Raw genomic sequence first — 20,499 nt, forward strand, 5'->3', positions numbered from 1 at the left:
CCGTCCACATATGGAGGCCTGCGGGGCCTCGCACCATTGGGCACGGGAGCTTCGCAAGCTGGGCCACGAGGTGAAGTTGATGGCGCCGCAATTGGTGAAGCCCTATGTGTCGCGGAACAAGAACGACGGTCGGGATGCGGAGGCGCTGTGTGAAGCGATGAGCCGGCCGAGCATGCGGTTCGTGCCGGTCAAGACGGTCGAGCAGCAGGCCGCGCTGATGCTGACGGGTGTCCGCGCTGGATTGATCGCCCGGCGCACCCAGCTCGGCAATATGATCCGCGGCCATGCGGCGGAGTTTGGCCTGATCGGGGCCCAAGGGACCGACAAGATCGAGCCGCTGCTGGCGCGGATTGCGCAGGACGAGACGCTTCCTGCCCTGGCACGCGAGCTGTTTACGGTGCTGGGCCGCGACTACACCAGACTCGTGGGCGAGCTGCAGGAGATCGAAGCCAGATTGATGGCCTGGCACCGCTCCGACGCCGTGGGCCGGCGTCTGGCGCAGATCCCTTCTGTCGGGCCGATCGTTGCAACGACGCTCGTGATGAAGACACCCGATCCCCATGCTTTCCGCTCCGGCCGTCACTTCGCAGCCTGGCTCGGCCTCACCCCCCAGGATCACTCCACCGCCGGCAAAACCAGGCTTGGCAGGATCACGCGGGCGGGCGACGAGGACCTGCGCCGCCTGCTGGTGATCGGGGCAACGGCGGTCATCCAGCAGGCCAGACGCGGGCGCGGCCATCACTCGCGCTGGCTGCTGGCCCTGATCAAGCGCAAGCCACCGAAGCTTGCCGCCGTGGCGCTCGCCAACAAGGTGGCCCGCATCGCCTGGAAGCTGATGGCGACCGGCGAGAGTTATGACGCCGCACGGATCAATGCCACCGCGGCAGTCGCCGTCTAACAGATTGGCCGGCTGGCGGGCTCGCTCGTCAGCCGACCCGGAGCTGCAGGAGCAGATGGAGCGATCGATCGAGCAACGATGCGAGACAGTCCGTGGGACCCATCGGCCGTCAACAGGCCGCGTGGTTGTTTGGAACTCGCATCGCGCAAACCATCTTGGCCAGCGATCCATCCGATCGCACTCAAAAGGCCGGACATATGGATGCAAGCGATCCGATCCGCTCAAAAAGCTCTTGTGCCACGGGGGCCGTCCACATATGGGTCCTGGCCTTCGCCAGGACGACGTTGGGGATGGTTCTCGATTCGCTATCCACCATCGCGGTGTCATCACCCGCGCATGCGGTGATCCAGTATTCCAGAGACAGTTGCGATTGAGCTGATAGGCTGCGGCGTACTGGGTCGCCCGGTCCCAGTGCGCAATTGCGCACAAGGCCGGGCGATGACACAGTGGATGGGGATGCAGCTTCGCGTTCTCGCGACATGATTTGCCCGAGTCTTGCATTTCGTTCCGCCCTCTTATCATGCAGAGGGCGCAGGGAAAGCCGGGTGCCGATTGCACCCATGGGCCGGTGCAACAGAAAGCACCGGGGTAGGACCACAGGTGTAACCGGAAACAACCCGGCTTTCCCTGCGCGATGGGTTACGGCTTATACGTGCTCTCCCCGGTGAGACTGGGCTTGCTTGTCACCGCCGTCAGCAAGAGACGTCAGTCTCTTGTGACAGGACACCTGCCACTAGGGCGTCAGGCCTGCACGACTTCGCCGTCCGCTATCTGCCACGATCGTCAATCATGACATCGGCGTCCACCGCATCCCACCGCGCGTTCGTGACGACCGCGAAGCGCCCCTCAATCGGGTGAGACGGGCAAATCTATACACTGAATTGCGCTTCTGATAAAACGAAATATTTTTGCTGCGAGGGCTTGTCACGTCGGGCAAATCAGTGGCATGGGGCGACCCTCCACCCCGTCGCCGTTCCGGAATGACAAGAGATGGAACCGCCCTCCGCGCCTCGCTATTGTCGTGGGCCAGGATACCCCGTGCATGGAGTTCGATGCGTGCTGAATTTGTACAGGTGGGCGACCCATGACTGGCACAGCATCGGCGCGGAGTTGCCGCCGGAGATTATCTGGCTGGATCTCCTCGATCCTTCCGCGGACGAAAAGCAGTTCGTCGAGAGCCGGCTCAATATACGCGTCCCGGCCGAAGGATCATTGGGCGAGATCGAGGCATCCAGCCGCCTGATCGCCGAACATGATCGGCTCTATCTGAGCTCGCCGGCGGTGCGGCTCGATGCCAACGACGAGGCCGAGATCACCAATGTCGGTTTCGTCATCGGCCCGCGCGTGCTGGTGACGGTACGGTTTGCAGCATTGCCGGCCTTCGACACCGTCATGAAACGGGTCGGTTCGGACGACAGCCTGAAAAACGGCATGTGCGTGTTTACCGCATTGCTCGAGGCCATGGTCGATCGTGGCGCCGACGTGCTGGAACACCTCGGTGCCAAGGCTGATGAGCTGTCGAGAGGCGTCTTCAAGGGCGGCCTGGTGCGAACCCGGCGCCCCGTGCGCTCCAGCCGTAAATTGCGTGAGGCGTTGGAGAGCGTCGGCGAATTGGCCGATCGGCTGGCAAAGGCGCGCGACGTCCTGCTCGGCGTCGGCCGCATCGCAAGTTTCGCCGACGACGTCGGCAATGAATGGATCACGCCCGCGTCGAAGCGGCGTCTTGAAGCCGTCTCCAAGGATGTCGTCTCGCTCAGCGACTATGAATCCCGTCTCTCGGACAAGATCCAGTTGCTGCTGGACGCCGTTCTGGGATTCATCAACATCCAGCAGAACGACCTCTTCAAGATCCTGACGATCGTCTCCGTCGTCGGTGTTCCTCCAACCATTCTGGTCGGGGTCTGGGGCATGAATTTCAAGAACATGCCGGAGCTGAACTGGACACTCGGCTATCCGCTGGCTTGCGCGGCGATCATCGCCAGCGGAATCCTGCCGTTACTCTGGTTCAGGCGGCGCGGCTGGTTCGATTAGGGTCGTGGACACCTGGGCGCTCCAGCTTCTCCCGGGTGCTAGTGGTCTACCACAGTGATTTTGACTCTTTGGCGGTGGCTGGATAGGCGCGGCCGAGTTTGGCGCGGGCTTTGTCGGTTGTGAACATCCATTTGATTCGGGCTCGGGTTTTATTTCGCCGCCGTTGCCATGCTGTGATCTCATTTCGGAGCCTTTTGGGGTCGTCGATGCGGCGGCCGAGACACTGGCGCTGAAGCACGCTGATCTCGCACTCAACCATGTTGAGCCAACTGGCGTGCTTCGGGGTGTAGTGGAATTCGAGGCGGCACAGGATGCGTCGGGCCTCGGCGGGCGCGAAGGCCTCATACAGCGCCCCAGGCTTATGGATCGACAAATTGTCCTGCACGACACGGATGCAGGCGGCGTCGGGATAATGGACGTCGACGAGCTCACGCATGCAGTGGGCGTAGTCCACGGCGGCGCGGCGGTCGGTGAGCTTGACGTTGCGCCAGCCCCGATACGGATCGAAGGTGACGAAGAGATTGACGGTGCCGTTGCGGCGATACTCGTAATCGTAGCGCTCGCGCTGTCCCGGTTGGGCCGGGACCGGCTGGCGCACCTCGCCGATCAGCTGGACGGGGGTCTCGTCGAAGCAGACCAGCGGCCGGGCGGGATCCGGCGTCTCGGCGTAGAGATCGAGCACGTCCTCCATGCGGGCGACGTATTCGCCGTCGACATGGGGAATGCACCACATGTCCCTGCGCCATGGTTTGAGGTCGTTCTCGGCCAGCCGGCGACGCACGGTCTCGCCCGACAGGCTGTCGTGATCGGTGAGCTTGACCATCGTGTCGGCCAGCAGCGTCAGCGTCCAGCGTTTGCGGCCGGCAGGCGGCTTGGCGCATGCCGTCGCCACCAGCAGGGCCTCCTCCTTTCCGGTCAGCTTGCGCTCTGCGCCCGGACGCGGCTCCTCACTCAAGGCCCGCTCCAGATTGCCTTCCACGAAGCGGCGCTTGGTCCGGCTGACGGTGGAAAGGCTGACACTCACGGTCCGGGCAATCTCCTCGTCGCTGCGGCCCCTATCGGCCGCCAGCAAAATCTGCGCCCGCTTGAGCTTGCGGGCGGCGTGCTTGCCGCCGCCGAGCATCGCCGTCAGTTCGTCGCGCTCGGCTTGGCTCAATTCGACCCGATAACGTACATTCATGCTTTGCCTCCTTGTCGGAGGCCGGGACGAATCGATCCATGAGTCAAAAATCAGGCGCGCGCTTAACCGAGAAGCAGGGTCACTACCTCGCTTTCATCCATACCTATTCGTACATGTTCGGACAGCCGCCCGCCGAAGCCGACATTCAGCGCCATTTCCGCGTCAGCCCGCCGTCAGTCCACCAAATGATCGTCACCCTCGAACGAAACGGTTTCATTCGCCGTCAGCCCGGCGTTCCCCGAAGCATCGAGATTCTCCTGCCACCCGAAAACTTGCCGATCCTCGAATGGCTCGGTATCAAAACGTCAAAATCACTGTGATGAACCACTAGTCGGCCTGCCGCTGTCGCTCGTCGAACAGCTTCTGTGCTTCGTCAACCTCTTCGATGTGCTCACACGCCCATTGCCCGAGGGCAAGCACCGGCTTGCTTAGAGAACCACCAAGACTTGTCAGCGCATATTCAACCTGAGGGGGACTGGCCGGAAGTATTTTCCGTTTGACAATGCCGTCACGTTCGAGCCCTCGCAGTGTTCTTGTCAGCATCTGCTGCGAGACGCCCTCGATGCTCCGTTTGATCTCGTTGAAGCGGTGGACCCCACCGCCCAGAAGTACGATGACGAGCACACTCCATTTGTCGCCGAGGCGCCCAAGCACCCTTCCGACGTTGCGGCTGTCTCTCAGAATTCGGTCCTTCGAGGCAGTCCTATCCATGTGACTACGTCCTGTCGTTAGGCGTTCTTGCGCGTTCGACATAGATAATCCCATATTTGGCTCGGGTCACATCTGCTGACTGGCTCATGCAGCATCGCCCATGGGAGCCTACCGAGGCTCCATCCTCCAAAGTCAGATCGGATTGAGGACGAGAGCATGAAGACGATAGCCGTTGTGACAGGCGCGAGCCGCGGAGCCGGAAAAGGAATAGCGATTGCGCTCGGTCAGGCCGGAATGACCGTCTACGTCACAGGCCGAAGCGTCGCAGCGACCGACTCGCCCTACGGCGGCACGGTCGCGGAGACGGCGGAACTCGTGACTCAAGCTGGCGGGAAGGGTGTTGCGGTTGCCGTCGATCATACTGACGACCATGCGATCTCCGCACTGTTCGACGGGATCCGGAACGCGCACGGACGACTTGATATCCTGGTCAACAACGCTGCGGCCCTGATCGCAACGACAGCATCCGGCGGCTTCTGGGAAAGGCCATTGGAAGCCGTGGAGCTCATCAACGTTGGTTTGCGTTCCCATTTCGTCGCGAGCTATCACGCCGCGCCGCTGCTGATCGCCAGCGGCGCGGGTCTGATCGTCAATACCGGGCACTATGGCGCAGTATGCTACCATCACGGTCCGGTGTACGGCGCGCAGAAGGCTGGGGCCGACAAGATGGCGGCCGACATGGCCAAGGAACTGCGACCTCACAATGTCGCTGCTGTCTCCATCTGGATGGCCGGCCTCGATACGGAGCGCGCTCGCGCCTATCTCGCAACCCTGCCTCCAGAGGCACACCCGACCGTGAAGCGTGAATCACCGCAGTTCACCGGCAGAGTGATTGCAGCGCTCTATGGCTCCGATCAAAGGATGACGCTATCGGGACGCGCCTTGATCGGCGCAGAGCTCGGAGCTTTGCTTGGCGTTACCGATATCGACGGATCGCACCCTCCCTCGCACCGCTACTCGATGGGCGGGCCGCCCGAGCTTCATTACTCACTCACGACTCGAAATTGACGGATTCCGGACCGGCTTGGCGGACGAGACCGCCGCATGGCGTCACCACCGAAGTTGAAACACTACTTCACCATCGGCGTTGAGAACTTGCTGGGTCCGACCGGCTTCTTCGATCAACCAATCCCGGAAACCCACCAATGTAGCTAGACCCGATGCTGCGCACAATCGGTCACCGGCCGGAGCCGGATTGAGGCGCGTGACATCGCGTCGAGGTGTCGCGCCGGCGTTGCTTATTGGTTGTGAGCCTCAACACCGCCGTTCCGGCAGGCCGCAAGAAAGAACACAACCCCGTGCGCCACATGCGCGTCGATCTCCGGGTCGAGCGCCGCGAGGTTCACCTCGAACAGCGCTCTGAACAGCAGGGGCACGGCGACGATATCAAGGAAGAACCGCGCCGTTGTCGCAATGCGCTCGGGAGCGAACGCTGGCAGCGACCCAAGTTCGTTGGACCGCGTCAGGTCGCGCAGCAGATGAACCCCTAGTTCGGTGGCGAGTTCACGCGCTCTCCGATTGACGCTGGCGGCCAGATCGGGGAAGCGGCGCGCTTCTGCGATCGCCAGCCGCATCAATCCGATCCGGTCGGGGTCGAACGTCCAGTGCAGCAGGGTGGCTGCCGCGCTCGTAAGGCGCTCCTCGATAGTTGCACCGGTCAGCAGTTCGATCTTGAACTCCGCGATGCGCAAAATGTCCCGCGTCACCACTTCGCTGAACAGCGCTCGCTTGTCCTGGAAGCGCGCATAGATCGTACGTTTTCCGGAGCGAGCGACCTCGGCGATCTCGTCGATGCTGGCACCTTCGAACCCGCGTTCCAGGAAGACGGTGCGTGCCGCATCGAGGATGCGCGTATCGACCTCCCCGGCAAGCTCCTTTGGCGGGCGGCCGAAGCGTACTTTGGCGCGCCTGGGCTTCGACGGTGGTGTCTTCGTCAAATCGCTGGTGTTCATATCGGTTGCTCCGGTTCCATCCTGCCGGCGGGCCGGCCGAGCACCCTAATATACCTACATCACGTCTTGTTGTAAATAGAACGGTACGGTCTCGTTCCTATTGACGCGCACGCTCAGCAGGGTTATTTGTCGAATAGAACGGAACGGTACCGTTCCTTTATGCGAGGCCCTTCTGTAGACCTCGCCCTGCAGCAGGAGCAGCTATCATGTTCGAAGACAGTGTTTTGGAACGGGGCGAATCGCGGCCCGAGGGCGTTGAAAGCCCGCCGTTTGTTGCGCCCTCGGATCAGCCCAACCTCAAATCCGATAGCCAGGGGCCCACCGCGCGGGCTCCGTCCCCGCAGCAACGCCCGGTTGGCAAAGAGCCTGCCTCGCCCGTTCAGCCGGAAGCCGCTGAACATCAGACGACCGGCAAAGGCCGCCAGGCAAGCTTCCTGCGCCGCCGTCCCGTCGTCTCCGCCATCGGCGCTGTGCTGCTCGCCGCCACGCTCGGCGGCGGCTATCTCTACATGGACTATGTCGAACATTTCGAGTCCACCGACGACGCCTTCATCGCGGCCCGGCAGTCCGCGCTCGCTCCCAAGGTGTCCGGATACATCACCGCCGTTCCGGTCACCGACAACGAGCATGTCGCCACCGGCGACGTGATCGCCCGTCTCGACGACCGCGACTACCGCGTGGCGCTGGCGCAGGCCGAGGCCCAGGTCGCGGCCGCGCGCGCCAGCATCCAGAATGTCGACGCCCAGCTCGATGTGCAGCAGGCGCAGATTGCCGCCAACCAGGCGCAGGTCGACCAAGCGGACGCGGCGCTGACGTTCGCGCAGCAACAGGCGACGCGCTACCAGCACCTCGAGCAAACCGGCTACGGCACGGTGCAAAATTCCGAGCAGTACACCTCGCAACTGCATCAGCAGCAGGCCTCGCTGCTGAGCGCGAAGGCGACCCTGAATCTGGCGCAGCGGCAGCTCGAATCGCTCAAGGCGCAACGCAAGAGCGCGGTTGCGAGCCTCGCGCAAGCCCAGGCCCAGCAGGACCAGGCGCAACTCAATCTGTCCTATACGACGGTGACGGCCGCGCAGCCGGGCCGTGTCGCCAACCTCTCGGCCGCCGTCGGCCAGTACGCGCAAACCGGCGCGAACCTCACCATGTTCGTGCCTGACGAGATCTGGGTGACGGCGAACTTCAAGGAGATCCAGCTCAACCGGATGCGGCCCGGCGAGAGGGTGACTCTCAGGATCGACGCCTATCCGGGACGCGTCATCAATGGCCATGTCGAGAGCGTTCAACCCGGATCCGGCACCGCGTTCTCGCTGCTGCCGGCGCAGAATGCCACCGGCAATTACGTCAAGATCGTGCAGCGCGTGCCGGTCAAGATCGTGATGGACAACCCGCCGACCGACGTCGCGCTCGGCCCCGGCATGTCGGTGGTGCCGTCGGTGCGGATCGATCCCTCGCCGTCGCTGATCGAGCGTTTGGGGAGGTTGATATGAGCGCCGCCGCGATCGACGCCAAAGGCTTTTCCGCTCCAAGCATCCCCGCCCCCAACCCGTGGCTGATCGCCATCGTGGTTGCGCTTGCGAGCTTCATGGAGGTGCTTGACACCACCATCGCCAATGTGGCGCTGCCCTACATCGCTGGTGGCATGGGGGTGAGCGAGGACGAAGCCTCCTGGGTGGTCACCAGCTATCTGGTGTCCAATGCCATCATCCTCACCGCCTCGAGCTTTCTCGCCAGAATGCTGGGGCGCAAGAGGTTCTTCCTGATCTGCCTTGGCATCTTCACCGTCAGCTCGATCCTGTGCGGCTTTGCCTCCAGTCTGAACGCGCTGTTGATGTTCCGGATTTTGCAGGGCCTCGGCGGCGGCGGCATGGTTCCGGTCGCGCAGTCGATCCTGGCCGATGCGTTCCCGCCCGCCAAGCGCGGCCAGGCGTTTGCGGTGTTCGGCGTTGCCGTGGTGGTGGCGCCCGTGGTCGGGCCGACCCTTGGCGGCTGGCTGTCCGACAATCTTTCCTGGCACTGGTGCTTCCTGATCAATGCCCCGGTCGGCGTGTTTGCGATCGCCCTGATCGCAGCCGTGCTGCACGAGCCCGCGAAGAAGGATGCAACGCAACAGCCGAAGATCGGGTTCGACTTCATCGGCTTCATGCTGGTTGCGACCTTTCTCGGCGCACTCGAGGTCATGCTCGACCGTGGCCTGGAGGACGACTGGTTCGCCTCCCCCTTCATCGTCACCTTCGCCGTGATCTGCGGCATGGCGTTCGTGCTGATGATCCCGTGGGAGATGACCCGCCGCAATCCGATGATCGACCTGCGGATGGTGGCGTCCAGGCAATTCGGCGCCTGCTTCCTGGTGATGCTGGCGACCGGCGCCATCCTGCTCGCGACCACCCAGTTCCTGCCGCAGCTGGTGCAGCAGGATTTTGGCTACACCGCGACCTGGGCCGGTCTCGTGCTCTCGCCTGGCGGCGTGGTCACCATGGTGATGATGTTCGCCGTCGGCCGCATCGCCGCCAAGGTGCAGCCGAAATATCTGATCGTCGCCGGTGCGGTGGTCATCGCGTTCTCGATGTACGGCATGACCAACGTCTATAGCGATCTCGGCTTCTGGTTCATGGCGCGCTCGCGCATGCTGCTCGGCCTCGGCCTGCCGCTGATCTTCGTCCCGATCATGGCGGCGTCCTATGACGGTATTCCGCCCGACAAGACCGACCAGGCCTCCGCCCTGATCAACGCGGCGCGCAACACCGGCGGCTCGATCGGCGTCTCCGTCGTCTCCAACGTGCTGACGCATCGCGAGCAGTTCCACCAGAACCGGCTGGTCGAGCAGGTGATCCCGTCGAGCCCGCAATATCAGGATACGCTGCAGCAGATCACGACCTTCTTCGCCGGCCACGGCAGCTCGCTGGCGCAGGCGCATGATCAGGCGATCCAGTGGATCGGGCAGCAGGTGGCAAACCAGGCGTCATTCCTCGGCTATATGGATGCGTTCTGGGTGCTGATGCTGATCTCGCTGTCGGCCGTGCCGCTCGCGCTGACGCTGCGCAAGGTCAAGCTCGGCGGCGCCGTTCATGTCGGCCATTGAACGTCGCGCTTACGTCGCAGTCATGCGAAGATCTGCGGAGGCAATCTGCCTCCGCAGCCAGGCTTCGAACGCCGCAACATGACTGCGGCCCTTGGCTTCAGCGGACCGCACCAGATAGTAGGTGACCGTCTCAACCTCGAAGCTGAGACGGTCGAACGGCGCGACCAGCGTGCCCTTCTTCAGCTCGTCGGCGGCAAGAAGCTCGCTCTCCAGCACCACACCTAGACCTTCGACCGCCGCGTCGATCGCCATGGTCGACCGATCGAACCAGAGTTCGTGACGTGCCTTGATGGCCGAGCCTGCGACCTTTCGCAAATAATCGGTCCAGGTCAGGGCGTTGGAGGAATGGATCAAGGTGGCTCGGGCGAGATCGGCCGGCTCGCGCAGCTTGAGCTGTTCGATCAGTCGCGGACTGCATAGGGGGCGCAAACGTTCCGCCAGCAGCGGTTCAATCTGCCGGCCATTGCCGGCGGGCGGGCACCCATAGGCAAGCGCGAGGTCGAAGCGGATGGTTTCGAGATCGCGCAAGTCGGCGATCGTCGACAGCCTGATCCCGATCCCCGGGTGTTGCTCGATGAAATTGCCGATCCGCGGCTGCAGCCATTTGGCGGCAAAACTCGGTCCGCTGGCGATGAACAGATGGTCGCGTTGGGACTGCGGCGCCACCAGTCTGGTCGCACCCACGATCGTTCCGAACGCGCGCTCGATCTCGCTGGCATAGACGCGGCCAGCATTGGTGAGTACGGCGCGGCCGGCATGCCGGGAGAACACCTGAACGCCCAGGAAGTCCTCGAGGTTCTGGATGTGGTGGCTCACGGCCGACGGCGTGACCCCGAGCTCCTCGGCGGCACGGCTGAAGCTGCCATGCCGCGAGGCCGCCTCGAACGCCAGCAGCGCCTTGAGCGGCGGCATTCTCGGCCGGTGAGTTGACTGGGCCTCACCGGCTGTTGAGTTTTTTGATGTGGCGCTCATGGTGGCCGCTGGTTACGAATATCGCCGTTAGCTCAGGCAATTCTCGTACCGCGACAGCCCTGACGCAACCGATACTCGACCGATTCCTGCCCAAAACCGCCCCCCCGACGTATTCACCGTTGCCGCGCCGCATTGCCGTTCGCGACAGCGCGCGATGCCGCCTGCCCGAGGAGAGCTCATGACTTCAGCGCTGAAAGCCGCTGCCGACGAATTCCTGGTCAGATATGGCGGGGACGTCTTCCCGAACCTCTTCACCTCGGCGAAGGGAACGATCGTCACGGACAGCGATGGACGTGAATATCTCGATTTCACGTCGGGGCAGATGTGCGCCACCATCGGTCACAACCATCCCGCCATCGTCGACGCAGTAGAGCGCGCCGGCAAGAAGGCGTTCCATCTGTTCAGCGGCATGATCCCCGAGGTCGTCGCCGAGCTCGCCCAGACTCTCGCCAGGGACTGGCTGCCCGGCGATCTCAAGCGCTCGATCTTCATCAACACCGGATCGGAGGCCACCGAAGTCGCGCTGCGGATGGCCAAGATGTACACCGGCGGCTACGAAGTCCTCGTGCTCGGCGGTTCATGGCACGGCATCACCGGCGGCGCGGCCTCGGTGTCGATGGCGAGCGACCGCAAGGGTTACGGCGTGCCGGCTCCCGGCGTCTTCGTGATTCCGGAACCCAATGCCTATCGACCCTACATCACCAAAGGCAGCGACGAAGAATCCGCGCTCGCCAATCTCGATCTCGCGCTGAAGATGTTCGACATGCAGTCGAGCGGACGCGGGGCGGCCATTATCGCCGAACCGATCATCAGCGCTGGCGGCGTGCTGGTGCCGCCGAGAGCGTTCATGGAGGCGCTGCGCAAGGCCGCGCATGATCGCGGCATGCTGTTGATCTTCGACGAGGCGCAAACCGCGTTCGGGCGCATCGGCAAGAAAACGGGATCCGAATATTTCGGCGTCGTCCCCGACATCATGACCATGTCGAAGACGCTGGGGGGCGGGCTGCCGCTCGCCGCCGTGTCGACCACCGAGACGATCGAGAACAAGCTCCACGACGATCATTTCACCTACTACACCAGCCACGTCTCCGATCCGCTGCTCGCGGAGGTCGGACTGGCGGTGCTTGGGGTGATCGCCGAGGAGAAGCTGGTCGAACGCGCGAACGTGATGGGCGCATACCTGCGCGACAAGTTCGAGCGGCTGCAGCAGAAATACGAGCAGATCGGCGACATCAGGGGCGCGGGCCTCCTGCTCGGCGTCGAACTGGTTACCGATCGCAACAGCCGCCGCGCGGCGCACCAGCTCGGCGGACTGACGACGCAAAAGTGCTTCGAGCATGGCCTGAGCATGAACATCCGCCGCCGTCCCGAGCGCGGATCGGTGTGGCGGATCGCGCCGCCATTGACCGTCTCCACTGCCGAAATCGACCGGGCCGTCGAAATCCTGGATCGGTCCTTGAGGGAAAGTCTCGACGAGCTGTCGCGAAACAACGCCGCCTAGCGGCACAGGGAGGCTGAATTGATCCGCAAATGCTCTCCGACATTCGCTCTCGCCGTCCTGTCGCTCGCAATGCTCGATGTTCATGCGAGCCGGGCGGCGAGTCCAACCCTCGAAAAGATCAGGGAGCTCGGCAAGATCACCTTCGGCTATCGCGAGGCCTCAATTCCGTTCGCTTATCTCGGCGCGGATCAGAAGCCGACCGGGCTTTCGCTCGACCTATGCTCCGCGGTGGCCGACAAGGTCCGATCCGCATTGCGGCGGCCGGAGCTCGCGATCGACACCGTCGCAGTGGATGCCTCCAACCGCATTCCGCTGCTTCAGAACGGCACCGTCGACATCGAGTGCGGCAGCACGACCAACACCGCCGAACGGCAGAAGCAGGTGTCATTCTCGATTGCGACCTACGTCGCATCGCCACGCTGGCTGGTCGCCGCCGCCTCGCCGGTCACCGAGCTGAAGTCACTCGAGGGGCAGACCATCGTCGTCACGCAAGGCTCGCTGAATTTCGGAGTTGTCCAGAAGATCATTGCAGAGCAGAAGCTGAAGGTGATGATCGTTCAGGCCAAGGACCACGCCGAGTCGATCCTGATGCTGCGCACCGGCCGCGCGGCGGCCTGGTTCGAGGACGACATCCTGGTTGCCGGAATGGTCGCCAACGCGCCCGATCCCAAGGCCTACCGGATGCTGGCGGCGACCTACGCGCCGACCTATTACGGGCTGATGATGCGCAAGGAGGATCCGGAGTTCAAGGCGCTGGTCGATGCCACGATCAAGGAAACGATGGCATCGGGCGAGTTCAACAAGCTCTACGCCAAATGGTTCGAGCAGCCGATTCCGCCGAAGGGACAGAACCTGCAGCTGCCGATGAGCGATGCGATGAAGGTCCGCGTCGCTGCTCCCAGCGATGCGCTCACGCCGTAGATTCGGCCGGGCGCATCGATTTTGATTGAAGTAACAGTACCCGATATCTTCGCGGCAGCGTTTTGTTACGCCGGCGATCGCAAAGCGCCCCGCAACCGGAACGTTGTTCGTCGAGACTCACGTCTCGTCGCCCTCTTGCTCATAGGCACTCACCGCCTTCTTGAGGTCTTCGAACAAATCGTCGGGCATTCTTTCGAGGCGGTCTGCCGTTCGTCCATCGGCGCTGTTTGCGAGCCTTCGGTAATCCTCAATGCTGAGCAGCACCAGACGCGGCTCGTTCCCTAGCGTGATGGCCACGGGCCGGCGCAGGGCTTCCTGCAATAATGTCCCCCGGCTTTTTTGAAAGGTCGCTAATCGAGTATTCCGTCATCGGCCGCGCTCCACCGCTGCCCCAGTATACAGCAGTCGTCGGAAGGGCTGTAGAGACGGTCTCCCCCTCAAGCCCCCTGGCGCCGCTGGCCGCGCCACCAGACGCCGAAGGCGATCACGACGGCGGCGGCCAGCGAGAACCAGGTGATCGCATACTGCATGTGATCGTCCTTGAGGTGCACCTCGAGCGGTCCGGGCTTCGGCGTGCCGCTGTCCGGCAGCGGCGCTTCCAGGTCGATATAGAACGGCGCCACCTCACCCCAGCCGAGCACTTGCGCCATCGCGCGATGATCGCGCGCGAACCATAGCCGCTTCGGCACGTCCTCCGACGGCGTCAGCCGGCCCGGGGACTCAGGAAAACGGATATAGCCGGTGAGCGCGAACGACGCGCCGGTGACGAGACGGCCAACGACGCGATCCTCAAAGCCACGGTCCTGCATCGTGTTCTGGACAAAGCCGGTATTGATCACGACGGTCTCGCCGCTCGAAAGCTTCGCCGGCAGGAACGCCCAGGTGCCGGGACCGCTGACATCCGCGCGAACCGCGGAGCCTGAGCTGTAGACCATCGCATCCGGCAGCTTGGCATAGGTCGCGGTAAAGGTGACGCGGCGGAATTCGTCCTTCGCCGAGGTCAGCGTGGGCCATGCCGCCGGCTGCGGCAATGCATCCGGCGTGGCCGCCAACCGCGAGTCCAGCGCCGCGATCAGCGCGTGCTTCTCGACCCGGCGCTGCAATTGCCAGACGCCGAGGCCGACAAAAGCCGCCACCATGATCAGGGTGAAGACGCCGAAGCCGGCGGTGCTGGGCCGGCGAGCTACAGTGTCTCTCATGTCGGGTCGCGCCGGATCAACTGGCCTTCCGAGGCCTTGTGGTGGAATTGCAGGGCAATCAACAGCGACTTCATCGCGCGCAACGGCCACAGCGTGGTCACCAAGATCAGCGGCAGCCACAGCGCGGCATGCACCCAGAACGGCGGCTGGTACTTCACCTCGACGATCAGCGCTGATGCGACCACGATCGCGCCGGCCAGCATGATGACGAAGACCGCCGGCCCGTCGCCTGCATCGATGAAGGCGTAGTCGAGCCCGCAATTCGAGCAGCGCGGCGCCAGCGTCAGGAAGCCGGAATAGAGCTTGCCCTTGCCGCAACGCGGACACTTGCAGGCAATGCCGCGCAAGGCGCTCTCGGTCACGGTGGGTCGCGTTTCTGTCATCAGTTCTCTTCGAAAGCAAAAGGGGCGGCCAGTCCGGCCGCCCCCCTGTCTAACACGTCGAACGGGCGGTTAGCCCGCGCCGTGGGCCATGGCTTCGGCGCCGTGACCCCAGACGTAAATGCAGATGAACAGGAACAGCCAGACCACGTCGACGAAGTGCCAGTACCAGGCCGCGAACTCGAAGCCGAGATGCTGCTTCGGCGTGAAGTGGCCGGCATAGGCGCGGAACAGGCAGACCAGCAGGAAGATGGTGCCGACCAGCACGTGGAAGCCGTGGAACCCGGTCGCCATGAAGAAGGTCGAGCCATAGACGTTGCCGGCGAAGGAGAACGTCGCATGGGCGTACTCATAGGCCTGCACGCAGGTGAAGCAGGCGCCGAGGATCACGGTCAGGATCAAGCCCTGCTTGAGGCCCTGGCGATCGTTCTCGAGCAGCGCGTGATGCGCCCAGGTGACCGTCGTGCCCGAGGTCAACAGCAGCAGGGTATTGAGCAGCGGCAGATGCCAGGGGTCGAACGTCTCGATGCCGTGCGGCGGCCAGGTGCCCGGCACGTTGCAGGCGCCCATTACAGTGCCGGCGCCGCAGCCGAACACCGCGTCGCGGGTGGCGTGGACCGCATCGGCCGGGAACAGCGCCGAGTTGAAGAACGCCCAGAACCAGGCGACGAAGAACATCACCTCGGAGGCGATGAACAGGATCATGCCGTAGCGGTGGCTGATCTGCACGACGCGGGTGTGGTCGCCCTTGTACTGGGCTTCCTTGATCACGTCGCCCCACCAACTCGCCATCGTGTACAGCACGCCGATGGTGCCGACGCCGAACACGAACGGCGCGGCCGAATACAGATGATGCATCCAGCCGATCGCGCCGACCGCCATGATGAAGGCCGAGATCGAGCCGACCACCGGCCACGGGCTCGGGTCGACGAGATGATAGTCGTGATGCTTGACTTGCGCCTCAGCCATTGCCGCCTCTCCATTCGCGTGCCGTCAGGCACGTATCGTCTCAAAATTCCATTACTTGAGCATGATCTCTTCGGAAAACCGGACCCCACTTTTCCGGATCATGCCCGTATCAGCCACTAACCGCCCTTGCGCTGATCCGCCTCGCCCGCCGCCACGGGCTTCGGCGCGGGATCGCGCACGGGGAAGAATGTGTAGGATAATGTGATGTTCTTCAGCGTGTCGTTCTCGCTGTCCCTGGCCAGCGCCTGATCGACATAGAACACGACAGCCATCTCGCGCTTTTCACCGGGCGCCATGGTCTGTTCGGTGAAGCAGAAGCAGTTGATCTTCTGGAAATAGGCGCCGACCGTCAGCGGCGCGACGTTATAGGCGGCCTGTCCGGTGGTGGTCCGCGCCGACTGGTTGGTTACGGTATAATAGACCGTGACGACCTGGCCGATCTTGACCTCGATCTGGTTCTCTTCCGGCTCGAACTTCCAGGGCAGGCCTGGCGCGACGTTGGAATCGAAGCTGACCGAGACGGTGCGCCCGAGCGGCGCGCCCGTCGGCGCCGAGGTCGCGACCTGGGTGGTGCCGTTGAAGCCGGTGGTGCGGCAGAACCAGTTGTAGAACGGCACGGCGGCGTAGGACGCGCCGATCATCAGCACCACGACAAAACCGCAGATCGAGGCGACCAGCGCATCGCGCGTCAGCCCGCGCCGCGACAGCTTGGTCGTCGCGGCTTGCGGACCTTGCGGGGTCGGTCGGTTCGCCATCTCACTCATAGCGGCCGCACCAGCACGGCCGGCCCCTTGACCAGGGTGACCGCAAAGAACAGCACGACGAGGACGCCGAGCGCGAGCGCAATGGCGATCGAGCGCTGGCGGCGGCTCTTGAGCTGCGCCGCGGTGAGGACGATTCCTTCTGGCTCGCGATTCTCGTCCATTGATAACCCTTGCGCCCCCATACGCCCCTTGCGCCCCCTACCCGATGATAGCGGGCGCAATTGCGCGGACGACGACCTCGGCGAGGAGAACGGCGAACAACGCGAACAGATAAAGGATCGAGAAGGCAAACAGCTTGCGGGTGGCACGATTGGCGGCCGTGCCCTCGCGGCGGCGATAGACGTCGATCGCAAGCCACAGCATGCCGGCGCCAAGCACCAGCGAGGTGACGCCGTAGATGGCATCGAAATAGCCGAGTGGCCACGGTGCGAACGCGACCGCGACCAGCACGATGGTGTAGAGCAGGATCTGCAGCCGGGTCGCGTCGGGGCCGGCGACAACCGGCAGCATCGGGATGCCGGCGCGCGCGTAGTCGTCGCTGCGGAACAGCGCCAGCGCCCAGAAGTGCGGCGGCGTCCAGAAGAAGATGATCAGGAACAGCAGGATCGGTTCGACCGAGAGCGAGCCGGTGGCCGCCGCCCACGCCACCACCGGCGGCAGCGCGCCGGCGGCGCCGCCGATCACGATGTTCTGCGCGGTCCATCGCTTCAGCCACATCGTGTAGACCACGGCATAGAAGAAGATCGTGAAGGCGAGCAGCGCGCCCGCCACCCAGTTGACGAGGATGCCGAGCGTCATCACCGAGAAGAAGGCGAGCGTGATGCCGAACGCGGCCGCTTCGGCCTGGGTGATGCGGCCGCGCGGGATCGGCCGGTTCGCGGTACGCGACATCAGGGCGTCGACATCGCCCTCATAGGCCATGTTGAGCGCGCCGGAGGCGCCGGCGCCGACCGCGATGCAGAGGATCGAGGTGAAGGCCAGCACCGGATGGATGTGACCCGGCGCAATCATCAAGCCGACCAGCGCGGTGAAGATCACCAGCGACATCACGCGCGGCTTCAGGAGCGCGATGTAGTCGCCCACTTCGGCCTCGGAGATCCGGGGCAACTCGATGGCGTTGTGATCGACAACGGACAAGATCAGGTCTCGCTTCTCTCAAAAGCGCGGCGCACTTTGGGTGCGCCGCGCGTTTTCTGGAATTACTGCACGCGCGGCAGTACTTCGAACTGGTGGAACGGCGGCGGCGAGGTCAGCGTCCACTCCAGCGTGGTCGCACCCGAACCCCACGGATTGTTCGCAGCCTGCTCCTTGCGGACGAAGGCATCGATCACGCCGTAGATGAAGATCAGGACGCCGAAGCCGGAGATGTAGGAGCCGTACGACGAGACCAGGTTCCAGCCGGCGAACGCATCCGGATAGTCGACGTAGCGGCGCGGCATGCCGGAGAGGCCGAGGAAGTGCTGCGGGAAGAACACCAGGTTGACACCGATGAAGGTGAACCAGAAGTGCAGCTTGCCGATGGTCTCCGAGTACATGTAGCCGGTCATCTTCGGGAACCAGTAGTACCAGCCGGCGAAGATGCCGAACACGGCGCCGAGCGACAGCACGTAGTGGAAATGCGCCACGACGTAATAGGTATCCTGCAGCACACGATCGACGCCGGCATTGGCCAGCACCACGCCGGTGACACCGCCGAGCGTGAACAGGAAGATGAAGCCGATCGCCCACAGCATCGGCGTCTTGAACTCGATCGAGCCGCCCCACATCGTGGCGATCCAGGAGAAGATCTTCACGCCGGTCGGCACCGCGATCACCATCGTGGCGGCGACGAAATAGGCCTGGGTCGCGCTGGACATGCCGACCGTGTACATATGGTGCGCCCATACCACGAAGCCGATGCCGCCGATTGCGACCATGGCGTAGGCCATGCCGAGATAGCCGAACACCGGCTTCTTCGAGAAGGTCGAGACGATCTGGCTGACCATGCCGAAGGCGGGCAGGATCAGGATGTACACTTCGGGGTGGCCGAAGAACCAGAACAGATGCTGGAACAGCACGGGATCGCCACCGCCCTCGGCCGCAAAGAAGGTGGTGCCGAAATTGCGGTCGGTGAGCAGCATGGTGATCGCACCGGCGAGCACCGGCAGCGACAGCAAGAGCAGGAACACCGTCACCAGGATCGACCACACGAACAGCGGCATCTTGTGCAGGGTCATGCCCGGCGCGCGCATGTTGAAGATCGTGGTGATGAAATTGATGGCGCCGAGGATCGACGAGGCACCGGCCAGATGGATCGAGAGGATGGCGAAATCGACCGCCGGTCCCGGATGGCCCGAGGTCGACAGCGGCGCGTACATGGTCCAGCCCGTCCCGACACCGTTGGCGCCCGGCTCACCCTCGACGAAAGTGGAGATCAGCAGCAGCGCGAAGGAGGCCGGCAGCAGCCAGAACGAGATGTTGTTCATGCGCGGGAACGCCATATCAGGCGCGCCGATCATCAGCGGCACCATCCAGTTGCCGAAACCGCCGATCATCGCCGGCATCACCATGAAGAAGATCATGATCAGGCCGTGCGACGTCACGAACACGTTGTAGGTATGGGTGTTGTGGAAGATCTGGACGCCCGGATACATCAGTTCGGCGCGGATCGCGATCGACATCGCGGCGCCGATGATGCCCGCGATCACCGCAAAGATCAGGTACATCGTACCGATGTCCTTGTGGTTCGTGGAGTAAACGTAACGCCGCCATCCGGTCGGATGATGGGCGTGATCGTCATGTCCGTGATCTTGGGCGTGATCGTCGTGTGTCGCAGCGCCAGTAGCCATGTTCCAAATCCTGCCTTGCAGTCCCTCTCGGACCTCGCGGTCCCGTCGCCCTTAGTCCAGTTGCGCCGTAAGCCTTAGCTTACTCCGCCGCCTGACCAGCCGAAGCATAGGAATTCGCCGGGTTGGTCGCAAATTTCTTCTTCGCGCCGTCCACCCAGGTCGCGAACTCCTGGTCGCTGACGACCCGAACCGCGATCGGCATGAAGGCGTGGTCCCTGCCGCACAATTCCGAACACTGGCCGTAGAACACGCCGGTCTTGGTGGCCTTGAACCAGGTTTCGTTGAGGCGGCCCGGGATCGAGTCGATCTTGATGCCGAAGGCCGGCACTGCGAAGGAGTGGATCACGTCGGCGCCGGTGGTCTGGATCCGCACCACCTTGTTGACCGGAACCACCATCTCGTTGTCGACGCCGAGCAGGCGAGGCTGCTTGTCCTTGTCGAGCAGCGAATCGAATTCGAACTTGCCGTTGTCAGGGTAAGCGTAGGACCAATACCACTGCTTGCCGGTGGCCTTGATCGTGATGTCCGGCTTCGGCACGTCGAGCTCGAGGAACAGCAGACGGAACGACGGCACCGCGATGCCGACCAGGATCAGAACCGGGATCAGCGTCCAGGCCACCTCGATCAGGGTGTTGTGGGTGGTCCGCGAGGGGACCGGATTGGCCTTGGAATTGAACTTCACCACCACGATGACGAGCAGCGCCAGCACGAACAGGGTGATGACGGTGATCAGCACAAACAGGAAGTTATGGAACCAGATGATGTTTTCCATCACCGGGGTCGCGCCCTCCTGCAGCTTGTACTCCCAAGGCGCCGGCTGTCCCATCTCGGCGAAGGCGGTCCCGCCGGCGGCAAGCGCCATCCCGGCCACCGCAAAACCCAGCAATTGACGGCCAATTTGGCCAATCGACACCTTCATGCCGCCGCGCTCCCTTGATAGTTCCCCAAAGCACCTCCGGCGCGTGGCCGGAAATGCAGCACGATCCGCCCTGACAAACGGCCTACCGGACGTACCCGTCTTCGAAGTCAAGGAGGGTACGGGAGCCAGATCGCTAGAACGCGTCGAAATCCAGCCTCTCAAACCATAATTCGCAGGCGCTCGCAATGCAGT

Annotated in this window: 20 protein-coding genes and 1 pseudogene; 8 read left to right on the forward strand and 13 right to left on the reverse strand. The window is 63.3% G+C overall.

The features are described 5' to 3' along the window. Positions 1 to 10: 10 nt before the first annotated feature. Both ACP2YO_RS45085 and ACP2YO_RS45090 read left to right on the forward strand, forming a co-directional pair. Positions 11 to 898, forward strand: a pseudogene (locus tag ACP2YO_RS45085) (IS110 family transposase); the annotation flags it as partial. 1,056 nt (positions 899 to 1,954) lie between these two features. Continuing rightward, the gene (locus ACP2YO_RS45090) at positions 1,955 to 2,929 is read left to right on the forward strand and encodes a magnesium transporter CorA family protein (protein ID WP_426437571.1); all 975 of its coding nucleotides are present in this window, start codon (positions 1,955 to 1,957) and stop codon (positions 2,927 to 2,929) included. A gap of 46 nt (positions 2,930 to 2,975) precedes the next feature. On the opposite strand, the gene ACP2YO_RS45095 is transcribed toward ACP2YO_RS45090, so the two are convergent. Next, positions 2,976 to 4,109, reverse strand: coding sequence for an IS630 family transposase (locus ACP2YO_RS45095; protein ID WP_426434275.1), 1,134 nt, complete (start codon positions 4,107 to 4,109; stop codon positions 2,976 to 2,978). Between the two features lie 38 nt (positions 4,110 to 4,147). On the opposite strand from ACP2YO_RS45095, the gene ACP2YO_RS45100 reads away from it, so the two are divergent. Next, the gene (locus tag ACP2YO_RS45100) at positions 4,148 to 4,429 is read left to right on the forward strand and encodes a LexA family protein (RefSeq protein ID WP_283039996.1); all 282 of its coding nucleotides are present in this window, start codon (positions 4,148 to 4,150) and stop codon (positions 4,427 to 4,429) included. A gap of 7 nt (positions 4,430 to 4,436) precedes the next feature. Here the strand turns inward: ACP2YO_RS45100 and ACP2YO_RS45105 are convergent, their stop codons facing one another. Next, positions 4,437 to 4,820: a winged helix-turn-helix transcriptional regulator gene (locus ACP2YO_RS45105; protein WP_426437572.1), complete on the reverse strand. Its 384-nt coding sequence runs from the start codon at positions 4,818 to 4,820 to the stop codon at positions 4,437 to 4,439. 156 nt (positions 4,821 to 4,976) lie between these two features. Between ACP2YO_RS45105 and ACP2YO_RS45110 the strand changes: the two genes are divergently transcribed. After that, complete coding sequence (locus tag ACP2YO_RS45110; RefSeq protein WP_426437573.1) at positions 4,977 to 5,828, forward strand: SDR family NAD(P)-dependent oxidoreductase; 852 nt, start codon at positions 4,977 to 4,979, stop codon at positions 5,826 to 5,828. A gap of 230 nt (positions 5,829 to 6,058) precedes the next feature. Here ACP2YO_RS45110 and ACP2YO_RS45115 read toward each other — a convergent pair whose 3' ends face one another. Then, complete coding sequence (locus ACP2YO_RS45115; protein WP_426437574.1) at positions 6,059 to 6,772, reverse strand: TetR/AcrR family transcriptional regulator; 714 nt, start codon at positions 6,770 to 6,772, stop codon at positions 6,059 to 6,061. Positions 6,773 to 6,978: 206 nt separating this feature from the next. On the opposite strand from ACP2YO_RS45115, the gene ACP2YO_RS45120 reads away from it, so the two are divergent. Both ACP2YO_RS45120 and ACP2YO_RS45125 read left to right on the forward strand, forming a co-directional pair. Then, a complete protein-coding gene (locus ACP2YO_RS45120; RefSeq protein WP_426437575.1) occupies positions 6,979 to 8,262 on the forward strand; it encodes a biotin/lipoyl-binding protein in 1,284 nt (427 codons plus the stop codon). Continuing rightward, complete coding sequence (locus ACP2YO_RS45125) at positions 8,259 to 9,854, forward strand: DHA2 family efflux MFS transporter permease subunit (RefSeq protein WP_426437576.1); 1,596 nt, start codon at positions 8,259 to 8,261, stop codon at positions 9,852 to 9,854. The genes ACP2YO_RS45120 and ACP2YO_RS45125 overlap by 4 nt, the downstream gene beginning before the upstream one ends. A 9-nt stretch (positions 9,855 to 9,863) precedes the next feature. Here ACP2YO_RS45125 and gcvA read toward each other — a convergent pair whose 3' ends face one another. Continuing rightward, positions 9,864 to 10,766, reverse strand: coding sequence for a transcriptional regulator GcvA (gcvA, locus tag ACP2YO_RS45130; RefSeq protein ID WP_426437577.1), 903 nt, complete (start codon positions 10,764 to 10,766; stop codon positions 9,864 to 9,866). 238 nt (positions 10,767 to 11,004) lie between these two features. Here gcvA and ACP2YO_RS45135 point away from each other — a divergent pair, with 238 nt between their 5' ends. After that, entirely contained in the window at positions 11,005 to 12,327 is a 1,323-nt protein-coding gene (locus tag ACP2YO_RS45135; protein WP_426437578.1) for an aspartate aminotransferase family protein, read from the forward strand. Positions 12,328 to 12,345: 18 nt separating this feature from the next. After that, positions 12,346 to 13,248 carry an amino acid ABC transporter substrate-binding protein gene (locus tag ACP2YO_RS45140; protein WP_426437579.1) on the forward strand — a complete coding sequence of 301 codons (903 nt, stop codon included), beginning with the start codon at positions 12,346 to 12,348 and terminating at the stop codon, positions 13,246 to 13,248. 117 nt (positions 13,249 to 13,365) lie between these two features. On the opposite strand, the gene ACP2YO_RS45145 is transcribed toward ACP2YO_RS45140, so the two are convergent. The 9 genes from ACP2YO_RS45145 to coxB form a co-directional block, all read right to left on the reverse strand. After that, a complete protein-coding gene (locus ACP2YO_RS45145) occupies positions 13,366 to 13,569 on the reverse strand; it encodes a type II toxin-antitoxin system prevent-host-death family antitoxin (protein ID WP_426437580.1) in 204 nt (67 codons plus the stop codon). Positions 13,570 to 13,685: 116 nt separating this feature from the next. After that, a complete protein-coding gene (locus tag ACP2YO_RS45150) occupies positions 13,686 to 14,447 on the reverse strand; it encodes an SURF1 family protein (RefSeq protein WP_426437581.1) in 762 nt (253 codons plus the stop codon). Beyond that, on the reverse strand, positions 14,444 to 14,830 hold the full coding sequence (locus ACP2YO_RS45155) for a DUF983 domain-containing protein (protein ID WP_426437582.1): 387 nt from the start codon (positions 14,828 to 14,830) through the stop codon (positions 14,444 to 14,446). Before ACP2YO_RS45155 ends, ACP2YO_RS45150 begins: the two co-directional genes overlap by 4 nt. Before the next feature lie 69 nt (positions 14,831 to 14,899). Beyond that, on the reverse strand, positions 14,900 to 15,796 hold the full coding sequence (locus ACP2YO_RS45160) for a cytochrome c oxidase subunit 3 (RefSeq protein WP_426437583.1): 897 nt from the start codon (positions 15,794 to 15,796) through the stop codon (positions 14,900 to 14,902). A 116-nt stretch (positions 15,797 to 15,912) separates the two neighbouring features. Next, complete coding sequence (locus ACP2YO_RS45165) at positions 15,913 to 16,551, reverse strand: cytochrome c oxidase assembly protein (protein WP_426443474.1); 639 nt, start codon at positions 16,549 to 16,551, stop codon at positions 15,913 to 15,915. Positions 16,552 to 16,556: 5 nt separating this feature from the next. Continuing rightward, positions 16,557 to 16,721, reverse strand: a complete 165-nt coding sequence (locus ACP2YO_RS45170; RefSeq protein ID WP_426437584.1) for a CoxF protein — start codon at positions 16,719 to 16,721, stop codon at positions 16,557 to 16,559. A gap of 37 nt (positions 16,722 to 16,758) precedes the next feature. After that, the gene (locus tag ACP2YO_RS45175; protein ID WP_426437585.1) at positions 16,759 to 17,697 is read right to left on the reverse strand and encodes a heme o synthase; all 939 of its coding nucleotides are present in this window, start codon (positions 17,695 to 17,697) and stop codon (positions 16,759 to 16,761) included. A 62-nt stretch (positions 17,698 to 17,759) separates the two neighbouring features. Beyond that, positions 17,760 to 19,388 carry a cytochrome c oxidase subunit I gene (ctaD, locus tag ACP2YO_RS45180; RefSeq protein ID WP_426437586.1) on the reverse strand — a complete coding sequence of 543 codons (1,629 nt, stop codon included), beginning with the start codon at positions 19,386 to 19,388 and terminating at the stop codon, positions 17,760 to 17,762. Positions 19,389 to 19,467: 79 nt separating this feature from the next. Further along, a complete protein-coding gene (gene coxB / locus ACP2YO_RS45185; protein WP_426437587.1) occupies positions 19,468 to 20,307 on the reverse strand; it encodes a cytochrome c oxidase subunit II in 840 nt (279 codons plus the stop codon). Positions 20,308 to 20,499: the final 192 nt, after the last annotated feature.

The sequence above is a fragment of the Bradyrhizobium genosp. P genome, assembly GCF_049949265.1.
Lineage (GTDB): Bacteria > Pseudomonadota > Alphaproteobacteria > Rhizobiales > Xanthobacteraceae > Bradyrhizobium.